The sequence below is a fragment of the Collinsella sp. AM34-10 genome, from assembly GCF_003469185.1.
Taxonomy (GTDB): domain Bacteria; phylum Actinomycetota; class Coriobacteriia; order Coriobacteriales; family Coriobacteriaceae; genus Collinsella.
This window is the reverse complement of the sequence record NZ_QSIL01000007.1, coordinates 382-25466: the sequence shown is the minus strand read 5'-3', so window position 1 is coordinate 25466 and position 25085 is coordinate 382. Positions and strand designations below refer to the sequence as shown.

25 protein-coding genes and 1 pseudogene are annotated in these 25085 nt (G+C 62.7%); 4 read left to right on the top strand and 22 right to left on the bottom strand.

What is annotated here, in order from left to right:
- Positions 1 to 241: 241 nt before the first annotated feature.
- From DW823_RS07440 to eno, 3 genes are all read right to left on the bottom strand, one after another.
- Complete coding sequence (locus tag DW823_RS07440) at positions 242 to 1243, bottom strand: hypothetical protein (RefSeq protein ID WP_117769942.1); 1002 nt, start codon at positions 1241 to 1243, stop codon at positions 242 to 244.
- 20 nt (positions 1244 to 1263) lie between these two features.
- The gene (locus tag DW823_RS09960) at positions 1264 to 2025 is read right to left on the bottom strand and encodes a septum formation initiator family protein (RefSeq protein WP_229025880.1); all 762 of its coding nucleotides are present in this window, start codon (positions 2023 to 2025) and stop codon (positions 1264 to 1266) included.
- 195 nt (positions 2026 to 2220) lie between these two features.
- Positions 2221 to 3510, bottom strand: a complete 1290-nt coding sequence (eno, locus tag DW823_RS07430; protein ID WP_117769943.1) for a phosphopyruvate hydratase — start codon at positions 3508 to 3510, stop codon at positions 2221 to 2223.
- Positions 3511 to 3869: 359 nt separating this feature from the next.
- On the opposite strand from eno, the gene DW823_RS07425 reads away from it, so the two are divergent.
- Complete coding sequence (locus DW823_RS07425; protein WP_233543044.1) at positions 3870 to 5252, top strand: ATP-binding protein; 1383 nt, start codon at positions 3870 to 3872, stop codon at positions 5250 to 5252.
- Between the two features lie 39 nt (positions 5253 to 5291).
- Here the strand turns inward: DW823_RS07425 and mazG are convergent, their stop codons facing one another.
- From mazG to larC, 3 genes are read right to left on the bottom strand one after another with little or no spacing between them, the layout of a single operon-like run.
- Complete coding sequence (mazG, locus tag DW823_RS07420; RefSeq protein ID WP_118081466.1) at positions 5292 to 6152, bottom strand: nucleoside triphosphate pyrophosphohydrolase; 861 nt, start codon at positions 6150 to 6152, stop codon at positions 5292 to 5294.
- A gap of 2 nt (positions 6153 to 6154) precedes the next feature.
- Complete coding sequence (yfcE, locus tag DW823_RS07415; RefSeq protein WP_117759430.1) at positions 6155 to 6703, bottom strand: phosphodiesterase; 549 nt, start codon at positions 6701 to 6703, stop codon at positions 6155 to 6157.
- Positions 6704 to 6758: 55 nt separating this feature from the next.
- Positions 6759 to 7244, bottom strand: a complete 486-nt coding sequence (gene larC / locus DW823_RS07410) for a nickel insertion protein (protein ID WP_117759428.1) — start codon at positions 7242 to 7244, stop codon at positions 6759 to 6761.
- A 384-nt stretch (positions 7245 to 7628) separates the two neighbouring features.
- Here larC and DW823_RS07405 point away from each other — a divergent pair, with 384 nt between their 5' ends.
- The 3 genes from DW823_RS07405 to DW823_RS07395 all read left to right on the top strand — a co-directional run bounded on the left by DW823_RS07405 (position 7629) and on the right by DW823_RS07395 (position 12646).
- Complete coding sequence (locus DW823_RS07405; protein WP_118081464.1) at positions 7629 to 11195, top strand: ATP-binding cassette domain-containing protein; 3567 nt, start codon at positions 7629 to 7631, stop codon at positions 11193 to 11195.
- Positions 11195 to 11614 (top strand): nitrous oxide-stimulated promoter family protein, encoded by a 420-nt coding sequence (locus DW823_RS07400; protein WP_089573587.1) that lies wholly within the window; start codon positions 11195 to 11197, stop codon positions 11612 to 11614. Before DW823_RS07405 ends, DW823_RS07400 begins: the two co-directional genes overlap by 1 nt.
- A 120-nt stretch (positions 11615 to 11734) precedes the next feature.
- Positions 11735 to 12646 (top strand): PHP domain-containing protein, encoded by a 912-nt coding sequence (locus DW823_RS07395; protein ID WP_117767024.1) that lies wholly within the window; start codon positions 11735 to 11737, stop codon positions 12644 to 12646.
- A 27-nt stretch (positions 12647 to 12673) separates the two neighbouring features.
- Here DW823_RS07395 and hisE read toward each other — a convergent pair whose 3' ends face one another.
- The 16 genes and pseudogenes from hisE to DW823_RS09955 all read right to left on the bottom strand — a co-directional run.
- Entirely contained in the window at positions 12674 to 12991 is a 318-nt protein-coding gene (gene hisE / locus DW823_RS07390) for a phosphoribosyl-ATP diphosphatase (RefSeq protein WP_118081462.1), read from the bottom strand.
- 15 nt (positions 12992 to 13006) lie between these two features.
- The gene (locus tag DW823_RS07385) at positions 13007 to 13234 is read right to left on the bottom strand and encodes a hypothetical protein (protein WP_089573590.1); all 228 of its coding nucleotides are present in this window, start codon (positions 13232 to 13234) and stop codon (positions 13007 to 13009) included.
- Positions 13231 to 13572, bottom strand: a complete 342-nt coding sequence (gene hisI / locus DW823_RS07380; protein WP_118081460.1) for a phosphoribosyl-AMP cyclohydrolase — start codon at positions 13570 to 13572, stop codon at positions 13231 to 13233. Before hisI ends, DW823_RS07385 begins: the two co-directional genes overlap by 4 nt.
- Before the next feature lie 147 nt (positions 13573 to 13719).
- A complete protein-coding gene (gene hisF, locus DW823_RS07375; protein WP_117799852.1) occupies positions 13720 to 14502 on the bottom strand; it encodes an imidazole glycerol phosphate synthase subunit HisF in 783 nt (260 codons plus the stop codon).
- A gap of 3 nt (positions 14503 to 14505) precedes the next feature.
- On the bottom strand, positions 14506 to 15249 hold the full coding sequence (locus tag DW823_RS07370) for a HisA/HisF-related TIM barrel protein (protein WP_118081458.1): 744 nt from the start codon (positions 15247 to 15249) through the stop codon (positions 14506 to 14508).
- A complete protein-coding gene (locus DW823_RS07365) occupies positions 15246 to 15947 on the bottom strand; it encodes an imidazole glycerol phosphate synthase subunit HisH (RefSeq protein ID WP_118334194.1) in 702 nt (233 codons plus the stop codon). Before DW823_RS07365 ends, DW823_RS07370 begins: the two co-directional genes overlap by 4 nt.
- Before the next feature lie 79 nt (positions 15948 to 16026).
- Positions 16027 to 16614: an imidazoleglycerol-phosphate dehydratase HisB gene (gene hisB / locus DW823_RS07360; protein ID WP_089573595.1), complete on the bottom strand. Its 588-nt coding sequence runs from the start codon at positions 16612 to 16614 to the stop codon at positions 16027 to 16029.
- A complete protein-coding gene (gene hisC, locus DW823_RS07355; RefSeq protein ID WP_117799854.1) occupies positions 16615 to 17730 on the bottom strand; it encodes a histidinol-phosphate transaminase in 1116 nt (371 codons plus the stop codon).
- A 1-nt stretch (position 17731) separates the two neighbouring features.
- Entirely contained in the window at positions 17732 to 19168 is a 1437-nt protein-coding gene (gene hisD, locus DW823_RS07350) for a histidinol dehydrogenase (RefSeq protein ID WP_118081456.1), read from the bottom strand.
- Positions 19169 to 19273: 105 nt separating this feature from the next.
- The gene (gene hisG, locus DW823_RS07345) at positions 19274 to 20989 is read right to left on the bottom strand and encodes an ATP phosphoribosyltransferase (RefSeq protein ID WP_118081454.1); all 1716 of its coding nucleotides are present in this window, start codon (positions 20987 to 20989) and stop codon (positions 19274 to 19276) included.
- 326 nt (positions 20990 to 21315) lie between these two features.
- Positions 21316 to 22152 carry a sugar phosphate isomerase/epimerase gene (locus DW823_RS07340; RefSeq protein ID WP_117564888.1) on the bottom strand — a complete coding sequence of 279 codons (837 nt, stop codon included), beginning with the start codon at positions 22150 to 22152 and terminating at the stop codon, positions 21316 to 21318.
- 93 nt (positions 22153 to 22245) lie between these two features.
- Complete coding sequence (locus DW823_RS07335) at positions 22246 to 23082, bottom strand: PTS system mannose/fructose/sorbose family transporter subunit IID (RefSeq protein WP_117564887.1); 837 nt, start codon at positions 23080 to 23082, stop codon at positions 22246 to 22248.
- Positions 23072 to 23863: a PTS sugar transporter subunit IIC gene (locus DW823_RS07330; protein WP_117564886.1), complete on the bottom strand. Its 792-nt coding sequence runs from the start codon at positions 23861 to 23863 to the stop codon at positions 23072 to 23074. Before DW823_RS07330 ends, DW823_RS07335 begins: the two co-directional genes overlap by 11 nt.
- A gap of 8 nt (positions 23864 to 23871) precedes the next feature.
- Positions 23872 to 24342, bottom strand: a complete 471-nt coding sequence (locus DW823_RS07325) for a PTS sugar transporter subunit IIB (RefSeq protein ID WP_117564885.1) — start codon at positions 24340 to 24342, stop codon at positions 23872 to 23874.
- 16 nt (positions 24343 to 24358) lie between these two features.
- Positions 24359 to 24775, bottom strand: a complete 417-nt coding sequence (locus tag DW823_RS07320; protein ID WP_117564884.1) for a PTS sugar transporter subunit IIA — start codon at positions 24773 to 24775, stop codon at positions 24359 to 24361.
- Positions 24776 to 24861: 86 nt separating this feature from the next.
- Positions 24862 to 25085: pseudogene (locus DW823_RS09955) on the bottom strand (SIS domain-containing protein); the annotation flags it as partial.

Here is a 25085-nt window from a genome sequence, read left to right as displayed (position 1 = left end):
CGTTTTATTTGGACGCCGCTGGGGCTCGAACCCGCGAGGGGGCGAGCGTCAAGCGGACGCGCAGCGTCCGCAGCGAGCCGGCGAGGGCGCCGGCAGGCGACCGAAGCCGGTGCGGATTTGCGCAGCAAATACGCGGACGTCCCACCGCCCCTACCATATGGAGCTTTCGAGCCCGTGTCCCCAAGGGATGCGGGCTCGTTTCTTTTGGACGCCGGTGGGGCTCTAAGTTGCAGTGGAATAGTTAAAGGGCGCTAAGGCTGGGGGTCCAGCCGATGGTGGGGATGGCGCCGTCGAGAACCTCGTTGATGGTAGCGGCCATGCCGGCGAGCAGGCTGTTCTCGCTTACGGTGAGCGTGTCGTAGCCGCCGGCTCGCATGAGCTCGCGAATCACCACGGCACCTGCCAAGATCACGCCCGCGCGCTTGGGTTGCACGCCCGGCAACGCGGCGATGCCCGCAACATCCAGCGCGGACATGCGCTCGATAGCGGCCGAAACCTGCTCCAGCGAAAGCTCGCGCAGGTGCACAAAGCTCGAATCATACGGCTCCAGCTCGTGGACCAGAGCCACCAGCGTAGTCACCGTGCCGCCCACTGCGACCAAGCGTTCGGCGCGCTCAAAGTCGACAGGCAGACTCTCAAAGTAGCCCGCAAACTGCTCGTTTGCCCATGCGGCAGCGGCAGCAAGCTCGCCGTCCGCAGGCGGCAGCGCCGAGAAAAACCGCTCCGTCACACGGCGGCAGCCAATGTCCAGCGAGCGCGTCCCTTCTAGCGCAAAGACGCCACGCTCCGGCGCATAGACGCCCGTCGCGAGCTCCGTGGATCCGCCACCCGAATCGGCAACAATAATGCGCTCGCCGGCAAAGTCGTGCGCCACGCCAAAAAACGTCAGGCGTGCCTCGACCTCGCCCGGAATCACCTGCGGTTCGAGCCCCAGCTCGCGCAGGCCGTCCAGCAGCAGGGCGGCATTGGACGCATCGCGCGCGGCGCTCGTGCATGTGGTGCAGATGCACGCGGCCCCAAAGGCACGTGCCTCGTCCACAAACATGCGGCATGCGGCGAGCACGCGCTCAACGGCCGCCTCGCAAAAGCGGCCCGTCGCGTCCACGCCCTCGCCCAAGTCGGTGATCTCGGTATGCTTGGACGATTCCACGATCGCCCCGGCCTCGACCTGCGCTAACACCAGTCGCGACGACACTGTTCCCAGGTCAATCGCGGCTACCTTATAGCGTTTGCAATCTGCCATTGCAGGCTCCCCTCCGGGCGCTATTTGCCGTTGGACACGACCGTCTGGCCCTCGACGCCGTTAAATCCAAACAGCATATCGAGCGTCTGGATGTACCACGGCGCGTCCTTGCCGACCTCTTCGATCTCTTTGGCGACTTCGCTGGCCTTCTTGGCGTTCGAGGACTTTTTGCTCGACGACGAGTCCGAATCGTCGTCCAGGCCCAGCACGTCAATCTTGGTCTCGCCGGGCATCACCAGGCCCAGGTCCTCGGTCGCCGCGTCCTTAATGCCCTCCTCTGAGAGCAGCTTGTCGACGCTTTTCTGCAGCTCGTCGTTGTACTGCTGGCGAATCTCGACCTGCTTGGCCAAGATATCGCTCGAGCGTTTGGCAACGTAGAGGTCGCGCACGGGAAAGTACAGGCTCACGAGCACCAGGGCGACGACAATACCGATAAACAGCCCTCGCTGAGGACCGTGGGTAAAGTCGTAAATTGCCTTGACCGCTGCGTTGTCGTTGGCGTAGTGCATAAAGTCCGAGCCGGAAAGACGGCTTGAGGGACGGCGCGGCTTGTCGGACGCCTGGGTCGAAGGGCGCGACGCATGCTTGGAACGCGATGGGCGCACCGGACTATCCGAGGAACTATTTGGCTGAGCATTGGGATGCGAAGTCGCCGGCGAGCTATACCTGGAGCGATCAGCACCAGCATAACCAGACCCGCCAAGCTGTGCGGTACGCGCACGACGAGGCGACGGCTCGCGCGAACCGGCGGAATAATACCTGTTGTCGTAAATCTGATCCATGTGCGCCTTGTGCGGTTGAGGTTTGTTTGCGCTAAGTCCTTTAGTTATAGCACGAGCGCCCGCACCGCCTTCGCCAGCCTTTGCTCGACATAAAAAAGGCGCTGAGCCGTATGGCCCAGCGCCCATAGTTCTTTGCGGCATCCAGCCAAGACGGGGAGGAACCGAGTCAGCCTCCCCCTCGCCAAATTCGCCCGTTTAGCGAATGTTGTAGAACGCGGCCTTACCGGCGTAGCGCGCGCTGCCCTCGAGCTCGTCCTCGATGCGGATGAGCTGGTTGTACTTGGCAATACGGTCGCTGCGGCACGGGGCGCCCGACTTGATCTGGCCGGCGTTAACACCCACGACCAGGTCGGCGATCGTGGAGTCCTCGGTCTCGCCGGAACGGTGGCTCACGATGCAAGCGTAGCCGGCCTCCTTGGCGGTCTCGATAGCCTCGAGCGACTCGGTGAGCGTGCCGATCTGGTTGACCTTGACCAGAATCGCGTTGGCGGCGCCCAGCTCGATACCCTTCTTAAGGCGCTCGGTGTTGGTAACGAACAGGTCGTCGCCTACGAGCTGCACCTTGTTGCCAATGCGGCGGGTGAGCTCGACCCAGCCGTCCCAGTCCTCCTCTGCCATACCATCCTCGATGGAGATGATGGGATAGGTGTCGACAAGCTTCTCCCAGTAATCGACCATCTGGGCGCTCGTGTACTCAACGCCCTCGCCCTTGAGCTCGTACATGCCGGTCTCGGCGTTGTAGAACTCGGTCGATGCCGGATCCATGGCGTACATGAAGTCGACGCCGGGCTTAAAGCCAGCCTTCTCCACGGCCTTGGTAATGTACTCGAACGGCTCGGCGTTGGTCTTGAGATTGGGCGCGAAGCCGCCCTCGTCGCCCACGCCGCCGCCCAGGCCGGCCTCGTGCAACACGCCCTTGAGGGTGTGGTAGACCTCGGCGCACCAGCGCAGGCCCTCGGCAAAGCTCGGAGCACCCACGGGCATGATCATGAACTCCTGGAAGTCAACGTTGTTGTCGGCATGCACGCCGCCGTTGAGGATGTTCATCATGGGCGTGGGCAGCAGGTGGGCGTTGACGCCGCCCAGGTACTGGTACAGCGACAGGCCCGCCGACTCGGCAGCGGCGCGGGCAACGGCCAGCGACACGCCCAGGATGGCGTTGGCGCCGAGCTTGGTTTTGTTGGGCGTACCGTCGGCGGCAATCAGTGCGGCATCGACGGCGCGCTGGTCGAAGGCATCGAGGCCCACGACGGCATCGGCGCACTCGTTGTTGACGTGCTCGACGGCCTGCGAGACGCCCTTGCCCAGGTAGCGACCCTTGTCGCCGTCGCGCAACTCGCATGCCTCAAAGGCGCCGGTCGAAGCGCCCGAAGGCACCATCGCGCGACCGAAGCTGCCGTCCTCGAGCACGACCTCGACCTCTACGGTGGGGTTGCCGCGGCTGTCGAGCACCTCGCGACCGTAGACATCCAAAATGTCACTCATGTTGTCTCCCTCTCACTTGGAAACGGTTGATGCAAGCGACTGGCCGACTGTGCACCATTGGTGCGCCTCCGTAAGTTAGCCATGTCGCACTTTTTGCATTATGCCCTAAGTTAGCCGAGGGATACATATGAATTGGAGAAATCATTCTTTGGGGCGCTTGTTTTTGCACCGAGCATTCATCTCTAGAGGTCGCCCCCCCCCATTAAATTCTTCTATCGGCATACCGTCTTTACCTGGCTTGCGAATGAAAGAGCCAATAATGTGCTTTTACATCGTTCAAAGTTCTGGATATCGTGCAATTCTAAGGGTCTGAAGTTCTGGATATCGTGCATAATCAGGTTATAAAAGTTCTGGATATCGTGTACGAGGTAGCCATGCTTAAACGAAAAGCCTATGACAAACTACTAAAATGGAAGCATGAAAACGCTGGTAAAACAGCACTTCTTATTGAAGGAGCCCGCCGCGTCGGCAAGAGCACGCTTGCCCGCACGTTTGGAGAAACCGAATACAAGTCCTGCCTTGTCATTGATTTCTTTCAAGCACCTGCCGAAGTTAAGCAATATTTTGAGGACTATCGCACTGACTTCGACTCGCTCTTCCTCTATCTCTCGGTTTTCTATAACGTCAAACTCTATGAACACGAGACGCTTATCGTCTTTGACGAGGTCCAGATGTACCCGCAAGCACGCGGACTCATCAAGTATCTCGTTGCAGACGGACGTTACGACTACATCGAAACTGGATCCCTGCTCAGCATCAAGCAGAACATTAAAGATATCGTCATCCCATCCGAGGAAGAGTCTCTGGAACTTGAGCCCCTCGACTTTGAGGAGTTTCTTTGGGGCATGGACGAAAAGGGGCTGGCCGATCTCATTCGCATGAGTTTTAACAAGATGAAGCCGCTCCCCGATGCCCTACATCGCAGAGCGCTCTCCCTTATGCGCGAATACATGCTCGTAGGCGGCATGCCTGAGCCGGTATCCATCTATGTTGAACAGCGCGCTTTTGCGCCCGTCGACGCTTCGAAGCGCCGAATCGTCCAGCTCTATCGCAACGATATCTCTCGTTTTGCAACCGGTTACGAATTCAAAGTCGTCTCCGTACTCGATGGCATCCCGGGTCAGCTCTCTAGGCACGAAAAACGATTCAAGCTTTCCTCACTTGATAAAAACGCACGCATGCGCACCTACGAAGAAGCCTTCTTTTGGCTGGCAGACGCGCGAATTGCCAATATCTGCTATGCCGCAAGCGAACCGAGCGTGGGCCTTTCACTCAGCATGGAGCAAACGGCCCTCAAGTGCTACATGGCGGACACCGGCCTGCTTGTAACGCTTGCCTTCTCTGACAACAACGATACCGATGAAGACGTTTACAGGGCCGTGCTTCGCGGCGACATCGGATTGAACGAAGGAATGCTTACCGAAAACTACGTTGCCCAATCTCTAAAGGCCAATGGATACAGACTCTTCTTTTATTCCCAAAGCGGAAAGAAGGAGGGGGAGGAGCGCATGGAAATCGACTTCCTCGTTACCCGACCCTATGTCAATGCCGCCGGAAAGCCGCGCATCAGCCCCATCGAAGTTAAGTCGCCACGCAGATACGGAACCATCTCCCTCGACCGATTCCGCGCGCGCTTTAACAAGAAGATTGGGATGGCTTACGTGTTGCACCCTAAACAACTCGAGTGGGATGCCGAAGCACAGCTGGCACATCTTCCGTTGTATATGGCTTTTTGCTTGTAGAGACCTCTCTACGAATGGATGCCGTGAGAGACGCAGGCCTCACTCGCTTGCTTTTGCTTGGTCCCACAGGTCGTTGAGTTGAGCGGTTGAGCAGGCGGCGAGGTCATCGCCCGCCTCGTGCACGGCGGCCTCCATCGCAGCCCAGCGACGGCGGAACTTTGCCGTGCTGGCGCGAAGGGCGCTCTCGGCGTCGATTCCTTCTTTGCGCGCAACGTTGACTAGGGCAAAGAGCAGGTCGCCAAACTCCATCTCGCGCTCGGGCGAGCCGGGCTCCTCGGCCTCAAACTCGGCACGCTCCTCAGCTACCTCGTCCCACACATCCTGGACCGTCTCCCACTCAAAGCCCACGGCAGCCGCCTTGCGCGACACCTTCTGCGCCTGCATCAGCGCCGGCAGATGCGTGGGCACGCCGTCGAGCAGACCCTCGGGCGCAGCTTCGCCCGCTGCCACGGCCTTGTCCTTGGCAACCTTCTCGGCAAGCTTGACCTCATCCCAAATCTTGAGCACCTCGTCGGAGCTCTCGGCGTCCGCATCGCCAAACACGTGTGGGTGGCGGCGGATGAGCTTGGCGTCGATATCGCGCGCCACGTCGGCCAGCGTAAACTCGCCGGCGTCCGCCGCAATCTGCGCATGCAGTACTACCTGCATGAGCACGTCGCCGAGCTCCTCGCGCAGATGCGTGGCATCATCGGCCTCGATGCAATCGAGCGCCTCGTAGGCTTCCTCGATCATGTTCTTGCCGATGCTCTGATGCGTCTGCTCGCGATCCCACGGGCAGCCATCGGGCTGACGCAGACGCCAGATAGTCTGCACCAGATGCTGCAGCTCGGCCGACGCGTCGACCAGCGTGGACAGGTCGCGCGAACCCTCGGCATTTTGCTGAGCCATGTGCTGCGCCATAGTTATTCCTCCTCCAGGATCACGTGGCGGAACGCGCCGCCCTCGTAGATACCGTAGCTGTGCGTGCCGTCTTTGGGAATGCTCACGCTACCGGGATTGAAGAGCCACAGGCCCGGGTGCGTCGCGCTCGCTTCGTTGACCTTAATGTGCGTATGGCCGTAGACGAGCGCGGAGCCCTCGGGCAGCGCGGGCGCGTGGTCGACGCTGTTGTGCATGCCGGCGCCAAAGACGTGGCCGTGCGTCAGGAACAGCTCGCGGCCGGTCTCGTCGAACAGCGTGGCGTAGTCGGCCATGACGGGAAAGTCGAGGACCATCTGGTCGACCTCGGCGTCACAGTTACCGCGCACCGCGATGATGCGGTCGGCCAGAGCGTTGAGCAGCGGAATCACACGCTTGGGGGCATAGTCGCGCGGCAGGTCGTTGCGCGGGCCGTGGTAGAGCAGGTCGCCCAGCAGAACGATGCGGCCGGGCTGCTCGGATTCGATGGCGGCGCACAGGCGCTCTGTCCAGTATGCCGAGCCGTGAATGTCGGAGGCGATGAGGTATTTCATGGTGGTCCTTTCGGGTGGGGTTGATGGGGCTGGACGTGGCGTGCCACCGGCCGCGTTACTCAAATCGCAGTGCCGAGGCTTGTGCCGCCTGCATCACGCGCTGGAGCGGCACGTCGCACTCACGGGCAAGGCGGGCGCAGTCCTCGTACTCGGGCGCCGCGCGCTCGCTGCCGTCGGGCAGGGTGGCCACTTTAACGGACACCTCGCCCCATGGCGTCGCTACGCGCTCAAAGCGGCGTGGCAGGCAAACACGCTCCATAACCTGGCGGCGGATGCCATTGGTCGTGGTTTCCAAAAAGATAATCGTCTGTAGACGTTCGATATCCTCATGCGAGCAGATCACCTGCAGCTGCCAGCCGGGACGGCCTTTCTTGCAATAAACGGGCAGCCAGTGCACCTCGCGGGCGCCCGCCTCGCGCAGGCGGTCGGCGGCATAGGCGAGTACCTCGGGCGACGCATCGTCGATGTCGCACTCCAGCTTGACGATAGTTTCGGGTGCATCGGTCTCGCGAGACAGCGGGGATGTACTATCGCATTGCATACGGTCCGGATCCTTTCCGCGCGGGCTCGTTTTATTCACCCAAACGCTAGCACATCGGACGTGGCACAGGCGTGACTTTCGTCCGTCGCCGCCCTCGCCCCTATCCAAACGTGTACGTCAGCCTCCAAACATGTCATTTTTTGCAGCTTTTGGAGGCTGACGTACACGTTTTGGAGCGGGGCCGCACACGATCAGAATTGCGCCCGCACTCCGTCCACCACAAAGTTCGCCGCACTCAACTATTTTGAACTTTCTACGCAGTTCATCGGCCAAAAAATAGCCCTCGGCATACTTACCCGCTGCACGATGTTACTCTAGTTGCATTTGGCTAACTAAGCGGCTGCCGAGAACCCCGCCCGGCACCGTTACGGTATAGGAGGTTTCATGTTCGAGAAGCGGCTCTTCTCCCTGGTTCCGCAGGCAACGCCCTACATTATGGCAAGCGTCCTGTTTAAGTGGATCGCGCTCATGGCAAACATCACGGTGATGTGGATGCTTGCGCGCATCTTGGGCGGCATCGTCACGAACGGTCTTTCCGCCGCGCTCGCCGTCGATGCCCTCGCACAGGCGGCCCTGCCGCTCGCCGCCGCCATCATCGTGCGCGCCGCCTCCATCTACCTGGCCCAACGCGCCGGCGACAAGGCCGCGTTCGAGGCCGTCCGCCGCGTGCGCTCGCTCGTCTACGACAAGCTCACCGCACTCGGCCCCTCCTACACCGAAACCGCCCCCACCGCCGAGGCCGTCCAGACCAGCGTCGAGGGCGCCACGCAACTCCAGGTGTACTTTGGCGGTTACCTGCCGCAGCTCTTCTTTGCCGGCTTGGCACCCATCACGCTGTTTGTACTGCTCGTGGGCCAGGCGGGTCTTCCCGCCGCGCTGCTGCTCGCCTGCGTTCCGGTCATCCCCGTCTCCATCATGATGGTCATGCGCAACGCCAAAAAGATCGGTGCCGAGTACTGGGGCAGCTATGTCGATCTGGGCGGCATGTTCCTGGAGGCCGTGCAGGGTCTCACCACCCTTAAGGTCTACCAGGCCGATCGCAGCTGGCACGAGCGCATCAACGCCGAGTCCGAGCGTTTCCGCACAGCGACCATGCGCCTGCTGGTGATGCAGCTGCGCTCCATTTGCGTTATGGACCTGGTCGTCTATATGGGCGCCGCGCTCGGCATTATCGTAGCCACGCTGCAGCTCGCCACGGGCAAGATTGGCTTTGAGGCTGCCTTCCTCATCGTCTTTCTGTCGCAGGAGTTCTTTTTGCCTATGCGCCGCCTGGGATCGCTGTTCCACACGGCCATGAACGGCATGGCCGCCTCGCGCCGCATGTTTGGCATTTTGGATACGCCCGAGCCCGAGCGCGGCGATGTTGAGCTTGACGGTCGCGGCAATATCGAGCTCGCGGGCGTGAGCTATGCATACGGCGACCGCACGGTGCTGGACAGCGCCAGCGCGACCATTGCGCACGGCTCGCTCGTGGCACTCGTGGGCGAAAGCGGCGGCGGCAAGTCCACGCTCGCGGGGATTATCTCGGGCCGCAAGGGCGCCTACCGCGGCAGCGTGCGCATTGGCGGCGTTGAACTGCGCGATGCCACGGCCACCTCACTCATGCGCGCCGTCACGCTGGTGCCCACCAACGGCTACCTGTTTGCCGGCACCCTGCGCGACAACCTGTTGCTCGCCCAGCCCAACGCCACCGACGCCGAGCTTTTGCGCGCGCTCGGCCGCACGCGCGTGGCGGCCTTTGTGCAGGCCAACGGCGGGCTCGACATGGTGATTAACGAGGGCGGCACCAACCTTTCGGGTGGCCAGCGCCAGCGCGTGTGCATGGCACGCGCCCTGCTGCACGACTCGCCGATCTATGTGTTTGACGAGGCTACGAGCAACGTCGATGCCGCAAGCGAAGCCGCAATCGGCGAGGTCATTGCATCGCTCGCCGGCGGGCACACTGTAATTGTGGTGGCACACCGCCTGTCGACAACCGTGGACGCCGATCAGATTCTGGTGCTGGAGCGCGGTCGCATTGCCGAGCGCGGCACCCATGATGAGCTCCTATCGGGCGCGGGCACCTATGCGCGCATGTGGAACAGCCAGGAGCAGCTCTCGGCATATGCGTATGCGGAGGGTGGTGCCGAGGATGCCGGCGCGGTTGAGGCTGTTGACAGCAGCGCTGCCTGTACCGATGGCCTCAACGGTGCCGGCTCGTCTTCCGCTACCGCGGCGCCTGACTCCGGCCGCGCCCGTCGCTCGGCGCCGTCCATCATGTGGCGCATGATGGGGCTCGTCCGACCGCTTGCCGGCTGGCTTGTGCTAGCCGTCGCGCTGGGCAGCATTGGCATGCTCACCGCCGCGTTCGTGCCGGCCTTTGGCGCCCTCGGCCTTATGGCCGCGCTGGGCCGCAACGCCTTGGGGCTTGGTCTGATCGCAGCATGCGCGGCCTGTGCCGCCTGCGGCATCGCACGCGGGCCGCTCCACTACGGCGAGCAGCTCTGCAACCATTACATCGCATTCCGTCTGCTCGCACACATTCGCGACCTGGTGTTTGGCGCCCTGCGCCAGCTCGCCCCCGCCAAGCTCGAGGGCCGCGGCAAGGGCGAGCTCGTGAGCCTGGTCACCTCGGATATCGAGCTGCTCGAGGTCTTCTACGCGCACACCATCTCGCCCATTGCCATAGCTCTGGTCTGCACCGTTGTGTTTGAGGGCTTTTTGCTGGCTGTGAGCCCCGAGCTCGCGGGCATCGCGCTCGTGGCCTACGCGGTCCTGGGCGTGCTGCTGCCCCTGACCTCGGCCAAGGCATGCGGCACCACCGGCCGCCAGAGCCGCGAGGGCGCCGGTAAGCTGGGCGCCTTTGTACTCGACAGTCTGCGCGGCGCGGGCGAGACCATCCAGTTTGCCGGTGGCACCGATCGCAGCCGTGCCCTGGGCAAGCTGACCGAGCAAGTCGGCGCCGTGGACGCGCGCCTCAAGCGCCGCCAGGCGGTCAGCGAGGCCGTAGCCGATGCGCTTATTCTTGTGGCTAATCTGGTGATGCTCGGGCGTGCGCTGCAGCTGGTGGCTGCGGGAACGATTGACTTTGCCGCAGCGTTTGTCGCCGTCTTTACCTTTGTGTCGTCGTTTGGCTCGGTGATGGCCGTGAGCCGCCTGGGTGCCTCACTGCAGGAGACGCTCGCCTCGGGCGCACGCGTGCTCGATTTGCTCGACGAGCAGCCCCAGTGCGCCGAGGTCGCCGACGGACAGGACGTTGAGTTTGCCGGCGCCGCAGCCGAGCATGTGAGCTTTAGTTATGCGGGCGGCGTGGACGCGGGCGGTGCGGACGCCACGGAGCAGATCGCGAACGACACCGCTGCGAGTCTCATCCTCGACGACGTGACCTGCACCTTTGCGCCCGGTACCATGACCTGCATCATGGGGCGCTCGGGCTCGGGCAAGTCGACGCTGCTTAAGCTGCTCATGCGTTTTTGGGACCCCGCAGCTGGCACCATCACGGTGAACGGCGTCGATGCCCGCCACATCAACACGGCGAGCCTACGCAGCCACGAGGCCTATATGACCCAGGACACACATCTGTTCTGCGGCACCGTACGCGAGAATCTGCTGGTTGCGCACGCCAGCGCCACCGATGCCGAGCTGCTCGACGCTTGCCGCTCCGCTTCGCTTACCGCCCTCATCGACCGCCTGCCGCAGGGTCTCGACACGCCCGTTGCCGAGCTGGGCGACTCGCTTTCGGGCGGCGAGCGCCAGCGCATCGGCCTTGCGCGCATCTTCCTCAACGACGCGCCTTTCATCTTGCTCGACGAGCCCACCAGCGCACTTGACGCTCTCAACGAGGCAGCCGTAATGCAGGCCGTTGACGAGCTCAAGCGCCGCGGCAAGACCATTGTGCTCGTAAGCCACCGTGCCAGCACCTGCGCGTTTGCCGATTTCTCGCTTTCGGTCGAGCACGGGAGGCTGAGCTAATGGCGCGCCCAGTCGACACACCGGAGCTAGCACGCAAACGTGAGCGTGAGGCCCAAATGGTGTCGCAGATGATTGCGCTGTGGTGTCGTGGGCATCATGGCGGCGGGCATGTGGTCGAACAGGCTGGCGGCGATGAGTCCGTGCGCGTGAAACTCGGCCTTCGAACCATTACGCTCTGCCCCGAATGCGCCGAGCTGCAGAAATACGCCATCGCGCGCATTGAGCACTGCCCGCACATGGGCACCAAGACATTTTGCTCGGCATGTCCTTCGCATTGTTACCGGCCTGCCATGCGCGAGAAGATCCGCGAGGTTATGCGTTGGTCGGGACCGCGTATGATCCGCTATCGCCCCATCACCGCCGTGAGACACGCGATGGTAACAGTGCAGGCCAAACGCGCGGCGGCACGAAGCAAGTAGTCGCCGGCGCCGGCACGCGCCGCCCCGCCTTTCCACTCGATTTCGGCACCCGGCGTGCGCGGCGTGTTGAGAGCTGCGCCATTACAATGGAGCGGATTCACCAAATGCAAAGGAGTCGCCATGCCCGCCTGCCCGCTGGTCGATTGCCATACTCATACCTCGTTCTCGGACGGGCACGCCTCGTTCGAGGACAACGTCCGTGCCGCTGCTGCCGCCGGCTGCCGCGTCATGGTCTCGACCGACCACCTTACCCTGCCCGCCAGTATGGATGCTAACTGCGAGGTGCAGGTCGTCGAGGGCGACTTGCCGGCACATCGTTTGGCCTTTGAGGACGCCCGCAAACTCGCCGCGCAGATTGCGCCGGAGCTCACCTTTATCTACGGTTTTGAATGCGATTGGTACGAGGGCTGCGAGCCCTTGGTAGAGCACTGGTCCCAGGGCGCCGTCGTACGTCTGGGCAGCGTGCACTGGATTGGCAACCCGGGCGATATTGCGGCAGGCGCCGCGGGCACGGCAGGGACAGAGGACGTCGCGCGCCCCGATACACCCGATTCCCTTTGCGGTTGGATCGACGACGATACCAACTTGCATGTTTGGGAAAACTTAGGCGTGCGCGGCGTGTGGGAGTGCTACGTCGACGACTGGTGCCGTGCTTGCGAAAGCTCACTCAACTTTGACGCGATGGCCCATCCCGACCTGGTCATGCGCTTTTCGAAGGACGGCTTTGCACCCGACTTTGACCCCGCGCCGTTTTGGGAGCAGATGGCCGAATGCGCCCACGATACGGGTCGCCGCGTTGAGGTCTCGACCGCCGCACCGCGCAAGGGGCTCGACGATTACTACCCCGCGACCGGGCTGTTGCGCCGCTTCGCCCATGCCGAGGTGCCCATCACCTTTGGCTCGGACGCGCACCGCGCCTGCGACATCTGCTGGAACATCCGCGAGGCCCAGGCCCACGCCTACGACTGCGGCTACCGGGCCTTCGATATCCCCCACCCCACCGGCGAATGGGAATCCACGCCCCTCGCCTAACTAGTCGTTTAAGAACGTCCCCAATGACTAGCGGCGGCGGGCGTTGAGTTCGCCGGCCAGTTCGTCGAGGGTGATGCCGTAGCGCTCGAGCGTCACGAGCAGGTGGTAGATCAGGTCGCCGGCCTCGTAGCGGATGTGATCGTGGTCGTTATCCTTGCAGGCCATGATCACCTCGCTCGCCTCCTCGGCAAGCTTCTTGAGCAGCTCGTCCTCGACGTCGGTCAGCAGACGCGCGGTATAGCTCTCCTGCGGCGATGCGTCGCGACGACTGTGAATCACCTCGGCCAGTCCCGTCAGCGTCTCACCGATGTTTCCCGGCTGCACGTTAGCTGTTCTGACTCCCATGGTTATTTCCTCTCGTTACTGCAGCGTAAAGTAGGTACCGGCCTCATCGAACCGAGGCTTTGCGCCCTTTTTCTCAAAGAACTCGACGATGACGGCATGGGCCTCATCGAGCCTTTCCTTCTCGGCCTCGAGCCAAAGCGACTGCGCCCCGCAGGCATCAGTCAGGTGCACGCGGCATGGCACGCCCGCGCGGAGGAGCTCGGTGTTGCATTCGGCGACCTCGAACGGCGTCACGACTTTCATCGCACTCCCCCTTCCACGCGCTTAAAGAAGCAGGTACGGTTGCCGGTGTGGCAAGCCGGGCCCGGAGAGTCGACCTTGACCAGCAGCGTATCGCTATCGCAGTCGGCCCAAAGCTCCTTGACCGCTTGCATGTTGCCGCTCGTCGCGCCCTTGTTCCAGAGCTCCTGGCGGCTGCGGCTCCAAAACCACGTGGTCCCGGTCTTGAGCGTCAGCCCCACCGATTCCTCGTTCATCCAAGCAACCATAAGCACCTCACCGGTGTCATGCTGCTGAACCACGCAAGGAATCAGCCCGCGGGCGTCGTATTTAAGCTCGGTAGCATTTATTACCTCAGTCATCATTTCTCCCAAGTAACAAACGAAATCCCACAGGTCGGCGAGGGTTGTCCAGGTGCCGCAGGTTGCCGCGAAAGAGGAGCGACGCGTACTTTGGTACGCGAGCGACGGTTTGAGCGGCAAGATGCGGTGCCTGGGCAAGCCGCAGCACTAGAAGTCCAGCCTCACAGGGATGCCTTGGCTGGCCATATACTCCTTCACCTGGCGAATGCTGAAAGTTCCAAAGTGAAAGACGCTGGCCGCCAGCACGGCATCGGCCTCGCCCTCGATCACGCCCTCGGCAAAATGCTCGAGCGTGCCCACGCCGCCGCTTGCGATCACCGGGATCGGCACCGCGCGCGCCACGGCGCGGGTGAGTGCCAGGTCGAAGCCAGCCTTGGTGCCGTCGCGATCCATGCTGGTGAGCAAGATCTCACCGGCGCCGCGACGAGCCGCTTCCTCGGCCCACGCCACCGCATCGATACCCGTGGCGTTGCGACCGCCCGCCGTGAAGACCTCCCACTTGTCGGCATCCGGCTGACCGGGCAGGCCCACGCGCTTGGCATCAATCGCCACGACCACGGCCTGGCTGCCAAACGCCGCGGCGGCCTGGCTGATCAACGACGGATCGCGCACGGCGGCAGAGTTAAGCGACACCTTGTCGGCACCGGCGGCAACCATGGTTCGCATGCCCGCCAAGTCGCGGAAACCGCCGCCCACGGTATAGGGAATAGCGAGCTCCTCGGCCGCGTGCGCCGCCATCTCGATGGTCGTCGCGCGGTTGTCGCTCGTCGCGGTAATGTCCAGGAAGACGACCTCGTCTGCACCCTCGCGATCGTAGGCGCGCGCCAGCTCCACCGGATCGCCAGCATCGCGCAGGCTCACAAAGTTGACGCCCTTGACCACGCGGCCGTCCTTAACATCCAGACAGGGAATCACGCGTTTGGCAAGCATGGGCTACTCCTTCCCTCGGGCGGCGGCCAACGCCTGGGCCAGCGTAAAGTTGCCCTCGTAGAGCGCACGACCGGTAATGGCACCCTCGATGGCATCCTCGCCCACCGCGGCCAGTGCGCGGATATCGTCGAGCATCGAGATGCCGCCCGAAGCCACGACGGGAAAGCCCGCGACCTCGGCCACATGGCGATACGCCGCCACGTCGATGCCCGTCTGCATGCCATCGCGCGCGATGTCGGTATACACCAGATGCTTAAAGCCCAGCTCGGTGAGCTGCGCCACGGCGTCGTCGAGCGCCACACCCGCGCCGTCGCGCCAACCATTCACCTTGACCTGGCCGTCACGGGCGGCAATGTCTGCCACCAGTAACTCGCCAAAGCCTTGCGCCGCCACCTCGGCAAATCCCGGCTCGGTCACGAGCACCGTGCCTAGCGCGATGCGACGCGCGCCGTAGCCGGCCAGCTCGTCGATGCGCGCGAGCGAACGAACGCCGCCGCCCACGTCCGCGGACAGACCGTCGACGCCGCAGATGGCCTTAATCGCTGCCAAGTTGGCAGCGCACGCGTCCTCGTCCTCGCCAAAGGCAGCGGACAGGTCGACGACGTGCACCCAGCTCGCGCCCTGCTCGGCAAAGGAGCGGGCAACGGCCACGGGGTCGTCAGAATACACCTTACAGCGGCTCCGGTCGCCGCGCTCCAGGCGCACGACCTTGCCGCCGATCAAATCGATTGCGGGAAACAGAATCATCGGCCGGCCCCCTCGACGATGCTCACGAAGTTCTTAAGGATGCGCTGACCCAGCGCAGAGGATTTCTCGGGATGGAACTGGCAGCCCCACACGTTGCCGTGGCGCACGATGCACGGGAAGCTCCGTGTATAGTGCGTGCGCGCCAACACATCGGCGGCATCGACGTCGTCGGCCACCGCGTAGCTGTGAGTGAAATACATGTTGGCGCCCTCGGCAAAACCGGCAAGCAACGGATCGGCCGCACCGGCGGGCGTCATGCGCACCTGGTCCCAGCCCACGTGCGGGACCTTCAGACGGCTCGACTCCAGGTGCGTGCACGAGCCACGCATGATGCCCAGGCCATCGACCCAGGGACCACCGGCCTGCTCGGAGGCATCGTCGTCCGCGTCCGCGTCCTCGTTCGCAGGCACGCCCTCGTTGCCGCGCTCAAAAAACAGCTGAAGGCCCAGGCAGATGCCGAGCAGCGGAGTTCCGGCGGCAACGGCATCGAGCACGGCCACCTCCTCGCCGCTCTGACGCATAAAGGCGATCGCGTCATAGAACGCACCCACGCCCGGGATGACCAGGCCGTCGGCGTTGCGGATCTGCTCCGGATCGTCCGACGTGCAGGCGGCAGCACCGGCGCGCGCAAGCCCGCGCACGACGCTCGACAAGTTGCCCTTGTGGTAGTCGACCACCACGATCTTCGGTTCGCCCACGCGACCCCTCCACTTCTCATCATCCAAAACCACCACAAAGAGGACAGGCATCTTCGTGGTGGTTTTACCCTTGTGACGGTTACAGCGAGCCCTTGGTGCTGGGGATACCCTGCACGCGGGGATCGAGTTCGCAGGCGCGGCGCATCGTGCGGCCCACGGCCTTAAAGGCGGCCTCGATAATGTGGTGCGAATTGCCGCCCGCCAGCTCGCGCACGTGCAGCGTGAGCTTGGCATCGCGCGCAAAGGCATAGAAGAACTCGACGGCCAGCTCGGTATCAAAGCTGCCCACGCGCTCAGTCGGCACGGGCAGCTCGCAATAGGCCTGCCCGCGACCCGAGATATCCACGGCGGCCATCACGAGTGTCTCGTCCATGGCGATCGCCGCGTCGGCAAAGCGCGTAATACCCGCCTTGTCGCCCAGCGCCTGGCAAAACGCCTCGCCCAGCACAATGCCCGTGTCCTCAACGGTGTGGTGCGCGTCGACCTCGACGTCGCCCACCGCATGCACCGTCAGATCGAACAGGCCATGGCGGCCAAAAGCGTTGAGTATGTGGTCGAAAAACGGCACGCCGGTCGAGATATCGCACACGCCAGATCCGTCCAGGTCGAGCTTTACGACAATGTCGGTCTCGCCCGTCTTGCGGGTTACCTCGGCATAGCGGTCCATCTACATCTCCTCCTTCACCAGCGCGGCAAACGCGGCCAGCACCTCGTCGTTTTCCTGCGGCGTACCCACAGTGATGCGCAGACAGTCCGCAAGCCCCGGCGCGTAGCTAAAGTCGCGCACCAAAATCGAATACTCGTCGCGCAGACGCTCGCGCACGCGCGTGGCATGCGGCGTGCGCACGAGCACAAAGTTCGCCGCGCTCGGCCATGCCTCCACGGGCATGCCATCGGCAGCCATTGCGCGCAGGGCGCACAGCTCGCGCTCGCGCTCGGATGCGATCTGTGCCACCACGGGCGTGTAGGCATCACGGGCACGCACGCAGGCAAGTGCTGCCGCCTGGCTCAGCACGTTAACTGAATAGATCTGGCGAATCGCCGCGAACACGTCGACGACCTCGGGTGCCGCAATCACATAGCCCAGACGCGTGCCGGCGGCGCCAAACGCCTTGGACAGCGTATGTAGAATCACCAGGTTGGGATGCTCGGCGATAAGGCCTTGCGCCGTGGTGGCCGCGCCAAACGAATCGTCGGCAAACTCCACGTAGGCCTCGTCAACCATTACCATGCCGGGGCACGCATCGCACAGCGCCGCGACAAAGTCGAGCGGTGCCACGTCACCCGTGGGGTTGTTGGGCGAGGTCACGATTGCCAGGTTACACTCGGGTGCCGCCGCAAGCACGGCGGCCTGGTCGAGCTCAAAGGTCGCGGGGTCGCGCCACACGTCGCGCACCTCGGTCTGGCAGAGCGACGCAAAGAACGCATACTCGCTAAAGCACGGCGGGCAGTTGAGCAGGGTCCGTCCCGCGCCGCCAAACGCCAACAGGTAGTTATAGAGCAGCTCGTCGCCGCCGTTGCCCACGCAGACATTCTCGCGCGCCACACCATGCCAAGCGGCAAGCTCGTCGCGCAGATCGTTGGACATGGGATCGGGATAGCGGTTGAGCGGCGTGGCAGCCAGGGCGGCGTCGACCGCCTCGCGCACGCCAGCCGGCACGGGATAGGTGTTCTCGTTGGCCGAAAGGTTGATGCGCGTGGGCGTAAAGTTGGGATCGTAGGGCTCAATACCGGCCAGGTAAGGCTGGACGAGCTCCTTCATGCGAGGCGTGAGTTCGGCCATATTAGGCCTCCCCGCCGGTTACGCCAGCGCCATCTGCGCCTGCAGCCGCCAGGTCCACGCCCTCGGCAACCGTCGCCACGGCGTCGCCCGGCCAGGCAACCTTGGTCAGGTCGGCCGCGGCGAGCGACTCGGCGCTCACGGCATCCTCGCCCTGCTCCAACACGCGGCGACGCAGTGCGGCCGAAAGCGCGTGCGCCCACAGGCCCTCGGCCTCGGCCAGACGCTGCGTAGCGGGAGCGTCGGAGAGCAGGCCCTCGGGCGTATAGCATATAACGCTCGAGCGCTTAACGAACTCTTCGACCGAAAGCGGGTTGGAGAACATGGCCGTGCCGCCGGTCGGCAACGTGTGGTTGGGACCGGCAACGTAATCGCCGAGCGGCTCGGAGCTCCAAGCGCCCACAAAGATGGCGCCGGCGTTGCGAATGCCGCCGAGCAGGCCCATCGCATCCTTGCAGTGCAGCTCAAGGTGCTCGGGCGCCACGGTGTTCACGGCCTCGACGGCGGCCGCCATGTCGGCGGCCACCACGATGGCGCCTTCGTTATCGAGCGAAGCGCACGTAATCTCGGCACGCGGGGACTGCGCTACCAGAATGTCGATACCCGCCTCGACCTCACGCGCAAACTGCTCGTCGCAGGTCACCAGATAGCAGGCCGCCAGCGGATCGTGCTCGGCCTGAGCCATCAGGTCGGCCGCGACCACCATAGGCTTGGCCGTGGCATCGGCCAGCACGCAGACCTCGGAGGGACCGGCGACCATGTCGATACCCACGTCACCCGAGACAATCTGCTTGGCAGCGGCAACAAAGGCGTTGCCCGGGCCGGTGATTTTGTCGACGCGCGGAATGGTCTCGGTACCGTACGCCAGCGCGGCCACGGCCTGGGCGCCGCCCACCATATAGATTTCGTCCACGCCGCCGAGCTTGGCCGCCGCGAGCGTATACGGGCTGATCAGGTCATCCTTTTGCGGCGGCGTCACCATAACCACGCGTTTGACGCCGGCCACCTTGGCGGGAATGGCGTTCATGAGCACGGTGGAAGGGTACTGCGCGCGACCGCCCGGCACGTAGATGCCGGCCGCAGCAAGCGGGGTCACCTTAACGCCGAGCATCGTGCCGTCCGGGCGCGTGGTAAACCAGCTCTGCTCGACCTCGCGCTGGTGGAACTCGCGAATCTGGCGCGCAGCCTTTTCGAGCGCGGCGACAAAGGCCGGATCGAGGCCTTCGAGCGCGGCATCGATCTGCTCCTGCGGAAGACGGAAGCTCTGCAGCTCAACACCGTCAAAACGCTGGCAGTAATCGCGCACCGCGGCATCGCCGTTGGCACGCACGTTGGCCACGATATCGCGAGCGGCGTCGACGATGTTTTGCGGCAGCACGCCCTTACGGTTGAGCTGGTTGGTAACGAGGCGCTCACCGGGAGCAAGCTTGATGGTCTTCATTTCGGTATCCCCTATCGGTCGAGGTTGTGTTCGAAAAACGAGAGACCGGGCGGCGGCGCCAGTCGGCCCGCCGCCCGGACGTTGGGGCGCCCGTGCGTGCTCGCGCTATTGTGCCGAGCCCGCAACGGGCTCAAAATGCTTGTCCTTCACGGCTGCCGCCAAGCGATCTGCCAGATTGCGTACGCGCGGATCCAGACGTGCGGCACCCGGATTGACAAAGAAGCGGGCCGTGCAGTCCATAATGCGACCAGTAATAACGAGGTCGTTATCGCGCAGCGTGGCGCCCGTGGCGGTAATATCCACGATGCGATCGGTCATGCCGACGATGGGACCCAGCTCAATGTTACCGTGCAGCGAGACGATATCGGCGTTCACACCGCGCTCGGCATACCAGGCGCTCGCGATGCGCGGATACTTGGTGGCCACGCGAAGCGACCCGCGGCGGGCATAGTTGCGCTCGGCCTGGCCGGCGCGCCACGCGGGCTCCGCCTCAATGAAAGTGCACAGGCCGTAGCCCAGATCGACCAGCTGCAGCAGGTTGAGGTCGGCCTCGATAAGCGAGTCCCAACCGCAGATGCCGCAATCGGCACCGCCGCAGCCCACAAAGGCGGGCGCATCGCTGGGGCGCACGATGACAAACTCGATATCTCCGACCGCGCCCTCACCGGCACGCGTGTCGCGGCCGCGCACGATTAGGTGACGGCCCGGATCGCGCAACTCAGAGACGTCCAGGCCCGCGGCTTCGAGCACGTCGAGCGTATCGGCCTTGAGCGAGCCCTTGGGCACGGCGATGCGCAGCGGGCCCTCGGCGCCACGGCCCGCGGCGTGATCGCCATCGGAAGCAGCGTCCTCGGCCGAGGTGTGCGCAGCCTCCAGACGCTCGAGCGAAAAGGCGAAACCCGCCGCCGGTACCTCGATGCCGTCGCCAAATGCGCCGGTAAAGATGGAGTCGTAGCGTCCACCCGAACCGACCGGATCGGGCAAGCCACCGGCATAGGCCTTAAAGACCAGACCCGTGTAGTAATCGAACGAGTTCATGATGGAGAAGTCGAACGACAGCACCTGGGCGTCCTCGGGAGCCAGGCCCTCGACCAGGGCGCGCAGCTCGCGCGTGAGCGGCGCGACAATGCCCGCCGCCGCCAGAAGCACATCGACGCGGTCGAGTACCTCGGCGCCGCCGTGCAAGCGCGGCAGCTCGCTAATGGCAACCTTGACGGCATCGGACTCGGCGCTTGCCGCCACGCGGGCATCGAGGCCCACAAAGTCGTTGGCGTGCACGCAGCGCAGGGCCTCGGCAGCCAGCTCGCGATCCTCGCACGCCGCGAGCAGCTCCTTAAACGGACGCACGCTACCTGCGATAATGCGCGCAGCGGGCAGCGCCAGCTTGCGCACCGCCTCGGCCACGAGCGAGACAATCTCGACATCGCCCGCGGTGTCGCCCGCACCGATAAGCTCAAAGCCCAGCTGCGTAAACTGACGCGAGCCACCGGCATTGCGCTGGCACTCGCGAACCACCGGCGCCTCATAGCGCAGGCGCAGGGGCAGGTCGGCCGCGCGCATGCGGGTCGAGACCAGACGCACGATCGGCAATGTGTTGTCGGGACGGACCACCAGCAGACGGCCATCATCGTCAAAAAGCTTAAACGGCGTGTCCGCGATGCGGCCGCCTTCCTCGAGTGAACCCTTGTCCTCGAGCAGCGGCGTTTCGACCGGAAGGTAATGATGCTCCCTGAAGCAGCCCTTCACCGTCAGCGCAATCTCCTCGCGCGCCTGAGCCTCCTCGGGCAATATGTCCCGGAATCCCCACGGTGTGGCCGTCATCTGGTGAGCCTCCTCATGCTGTGTTTCATATAGAGCAGAAGACCGGCATAGCTCCGCCGGTCTTCTGGGTACTTTAGCATACTAGAGTGCTTGCGGGGAAAATCGTCTCTCTCGGCTCACAGCGTATTCATTTGGAAACATAGGGGAAAGCGCGTCCCGCCCGCCAGCCAAAAACTGGGATGCGGTTTCCGGTTGAGGTCCTCAGCGGAAAGTGTGTCCCATTCTGAGCGCCTGTTCTGGGACGTGCTTTCCGCCAGAAGCCTCAAGCGGAAAGCACGTCCCGTTTCTCAAAAAGCGTCAAACGCCAACTCGGCGCCCTGTCCCACTTAGGCGCCAATCGCGCGTCGGTACTCCGCCATAACCTGAGCGTCGGCTGCCGCGGGATTGGCGAAATAGCGCCAATCATAGGTCTCGGCCGAAACAACTCCGCGATAGCCGCGCGCCACCAGCCTATCCAGGTCGGCGCGCATATCGCGGTCGCCGTCACCCCAAGCAAGATGCGTCGTGCCATCTGCCGCAACATCGACAAAATGCACGTGGGCGACATCATCGCCAAGCAGATCAAAATAATCGTCGATGGTATCCCCCGCCACCGCCATAGCGCCCAAATCCAGACACGCCTTAAGTGCCGGATGATCAACTGCCTCGATCATGCGCTTCGTATCGGCCGCCGAGTTCACGATCATCGACTCAACCGGCTGTAGGGCCTCGAGCACCAGTCGCACGCCGCGCTCTCCCGCATGCTCGGCAATCGCACGCAGCATCGAGGCGCTGCGACCCCACGCGTCCTCGATCGGCTCGTTCAAAAATGCCCAGCCGCTCGAGACCATGACCTGCTCGGCTCCAAGTTCCGCCGCGATATCTACAACGTTCTTAAAGTACGCGAGCGTGCGGGCACGCGCCTCATTCCCGCGCGCCGCGATATTCCACGGCTTGGGGTTGTTCTGTTCGGGACAAAGCCCCACAATCCGAACCCCATACCGCTGCGACAGCTCCCGTACCCGCTCGAGCGAATCGTATCCATGGCAATCGACATACAGATGCATCGCCCCGGTCCAAAGCTCGCAACACGTATAGCCCGAGGCCGCTGCCGAAGAAAAGAATTCCTCAAGGTCAAAATAACGATGGCTGATATTCATGACGGCAAGCTGCGGATACTCCATCTTGTCCACCTTTCGGCAAAAGGGCGCCGCAGCACAGTGTGCGCGACGCCCCCTCTTACATTGTTTTCATTATGACGGATACTGACGGATACCCTACTGGACACCAAGCACTCCAAAGAACGCGCCAGCGATACTCACGAGCAGGATCACAAGCATGATGAGCAGCGGATTCATCTTCTTCTTGAGCATGAGATAGACAATTCCAAACAGCCCCATCGTGACAAAGCCCGGGAAGATTCCGTTGAGCAGCTCGGCGAGCGTCTGAGCACCATCGCCCGCACCGACCATGAGCGGAATGTCCACGGTGACCATCTCCATGGTCATAGCACCGATCACCATGGCGCCCATGATAGAGGCCATCTTGACGATCGTGTCCATAATGCCCGATTCCTGGACCTTGCTGATCATGTCCGAGCCAAAGCGATATCCCACAAACGTCAGCAGGTAACGGATGATGTAGTGAGGAACGTTGAACACGAGCAGGAACAAAATCGGGCCAAGAATAGAGCCCTGCAGCGCCAGCGACGTGCCGACACCCGTTGCCAAAATTCGCAGCGTGCCCCAGTAGAAAGCATCGCCCACGCCGGACAGCGGCCCCATCAAAGCAAGCTTGACATTAGAGATCGCGCTCGTGTCAAAGCTATCGTCAGTAGCGTTGACCTCCTCCATTGCAGCGGCGATGGACATGGGAAGCGTCGAGATGTACGGCGTGACGTTATAGAGCTCCATATGGCGCTTAAGGGCGGCCTTAAAGTCCGCATCCTGCGGATACAGCTTGCGAAGGATCGGCATAAGGGCCCACATAAAGCCGATATGGCCCATACGCTCGTAGTTCCAGGAATGCTCATAGGGAATCGAGCGCCAGAACAGCTTCTTAAGGTCTGCGCGGGAAATCAGCCCGTCGTAAGAAGACTCAAACTTAAAACTCATCGAACCCACTCCCAATCGCAGGATCCTCGGTTGCCGCTGCGGGCTGCTCCGCTTTTTTCTTATCACCCAAAACCGTCATCGCGACGACGATGATCGCGGCAAAGATCGCCACACCCGTCGTGCTAATGCCAAAGTAGGCGACGAGGAAGAAGCCAGCGAAGAAGAACGGAGCCACTGTTTTGTTCATAATCATCTGCGCCAGCATCGCAAAGCCGAGTGCGGGCAAGAAGGCGGCGGCGACATCCATGCCGGTCTGAACGAAATCGGGGATGATGTTGAGCAGGCTGGCAACAGCATCGGCACCAAAGAAGAATGCCAGGGGAATAATCAGCAGGCCGCACCAGCTCTGCGCGTAACCGGCGATGAGCATGTTGCGCGTGATGGCCTTGGTGTCTCCGTCCTCGACGTTTTTGTCGATACGGTGCACCAGCAGCAGCATGACCGGTTGGCCCAGGGCCGTGTCGAGCGCCAGGACGATCGTGGCGATAGGAATACCCAGGGTCAGGGCCGCCGAAGCGTCCGCGCCGGCCTGCATGGCAAGAGATACGCCCAGGATAGTGCCGGAAATCGTATCGGGCGGGTTATAGGCGCCGACCGAGATGGCGCCGACCATGGCAAGCTCCATCGTGGCGCCCATGATCGTGCCGGTCACCATGTCGCCCATGACAAGGCCAACCAGAGGTCCGAGCACGATCGGGCGCTGGAGGTAGCTCGTGCCCGTCAGCCACTCGGAATAACCCAAAAGGGCAATAAGGAAAATCAGGATTGTCTTGATAACCATGACGGCCCCTAACCGATGACCTTCGCGGCGTCAGTCTTCGCATCTGCCGGAATCATCTGAATGAACAGTTCATAGCCCTCGCCGAGCAGCTCCTTCACGTAGGCCTCGTTCTCGGGCGTGAGGAACACGCTCGTCGAGACCTGGCGGGCATTCTCGCTAAAGGCAACGTTGCCGAGGTTGATCTTCTTGACTCCCATCGCCTTGGCGACGGCACCGGCCTGCTGAATCGTCTCGCAAACCACGAAGAGTTTGTACTTATCGGTCACACCGCTCTGGAGCGCCTTGACAGCATCCTCGGTGTTTTTGACGACGACCTTGCATCCTTCGGGCTTTGCAAGGGACAGGGCCTGCAGACGAAGCTTGTCATTGAGGACCGTGTCGCTCACTAACAGGATGCAGTCGGCACCCAGAGCCGAGGTCCAGCTAACGGCAACCTGGCCGTGAAGCAGTCGATAATCTACACGAATCATCTGAATCATGATGTGCTCCTAACGATTAAAACTCATCGAGTTCGGCCTGCCCCAGCAGGTCGTTGACGTACTTGACCTTAGTGTCGTCCGCCTCGACGATCTGGCGAATGGCCTCGTCGATCGGAGTGGAATCGGGTACGAACAGCAGCTGAATAAGGAGTGGCAAGTTCATATTGGTCACGAGGTGCGTGTTGGGACGCGTCTGGACGATCTTGGTGAACTCGTTGTTGACGCTGCCGCCAAAGAGGTCAGTGCACACGACAACTTCGTCGTCCGCGGCAAAGCCGTCCAGAATCGCTGCAGCCTCCTTGGACAGGTCCTCGTTTCCGTCGACATACATAGAGAGCGCATGGACGTTTTCGCGCTCACCGGAAAGCAGGCCGATGCTCTCGACGATTCCAGACGCGAAATGAGCATGGGACGCCACGATAAACTGCCTCATTCGATCCCCTTCCTAGCGAATTTCGGCATAAAAATGCCCGGACGCATGCGCCCGGGCAGGGTGCTTCTTAAATGAGTGGTCAACTATTAGTAGTCGAACTGGTGATAGTAGCGACGGTAGTTGAGGTTGTGCTTGGTGACCGTCTCGTAGTAAGCGGCAAGGCGATCGGTGATCAGCGAGGAAAGGATCCACGGAGACACGATGACGCGGAACTCGTCGTCAAGGCCGGGGATCGCGAACTCGGCGGTGTCGATGATGTTGATGTCGGTGTCGCCGGTCACGCCGCGGTTGAGGAACGCGCGGACGCGCT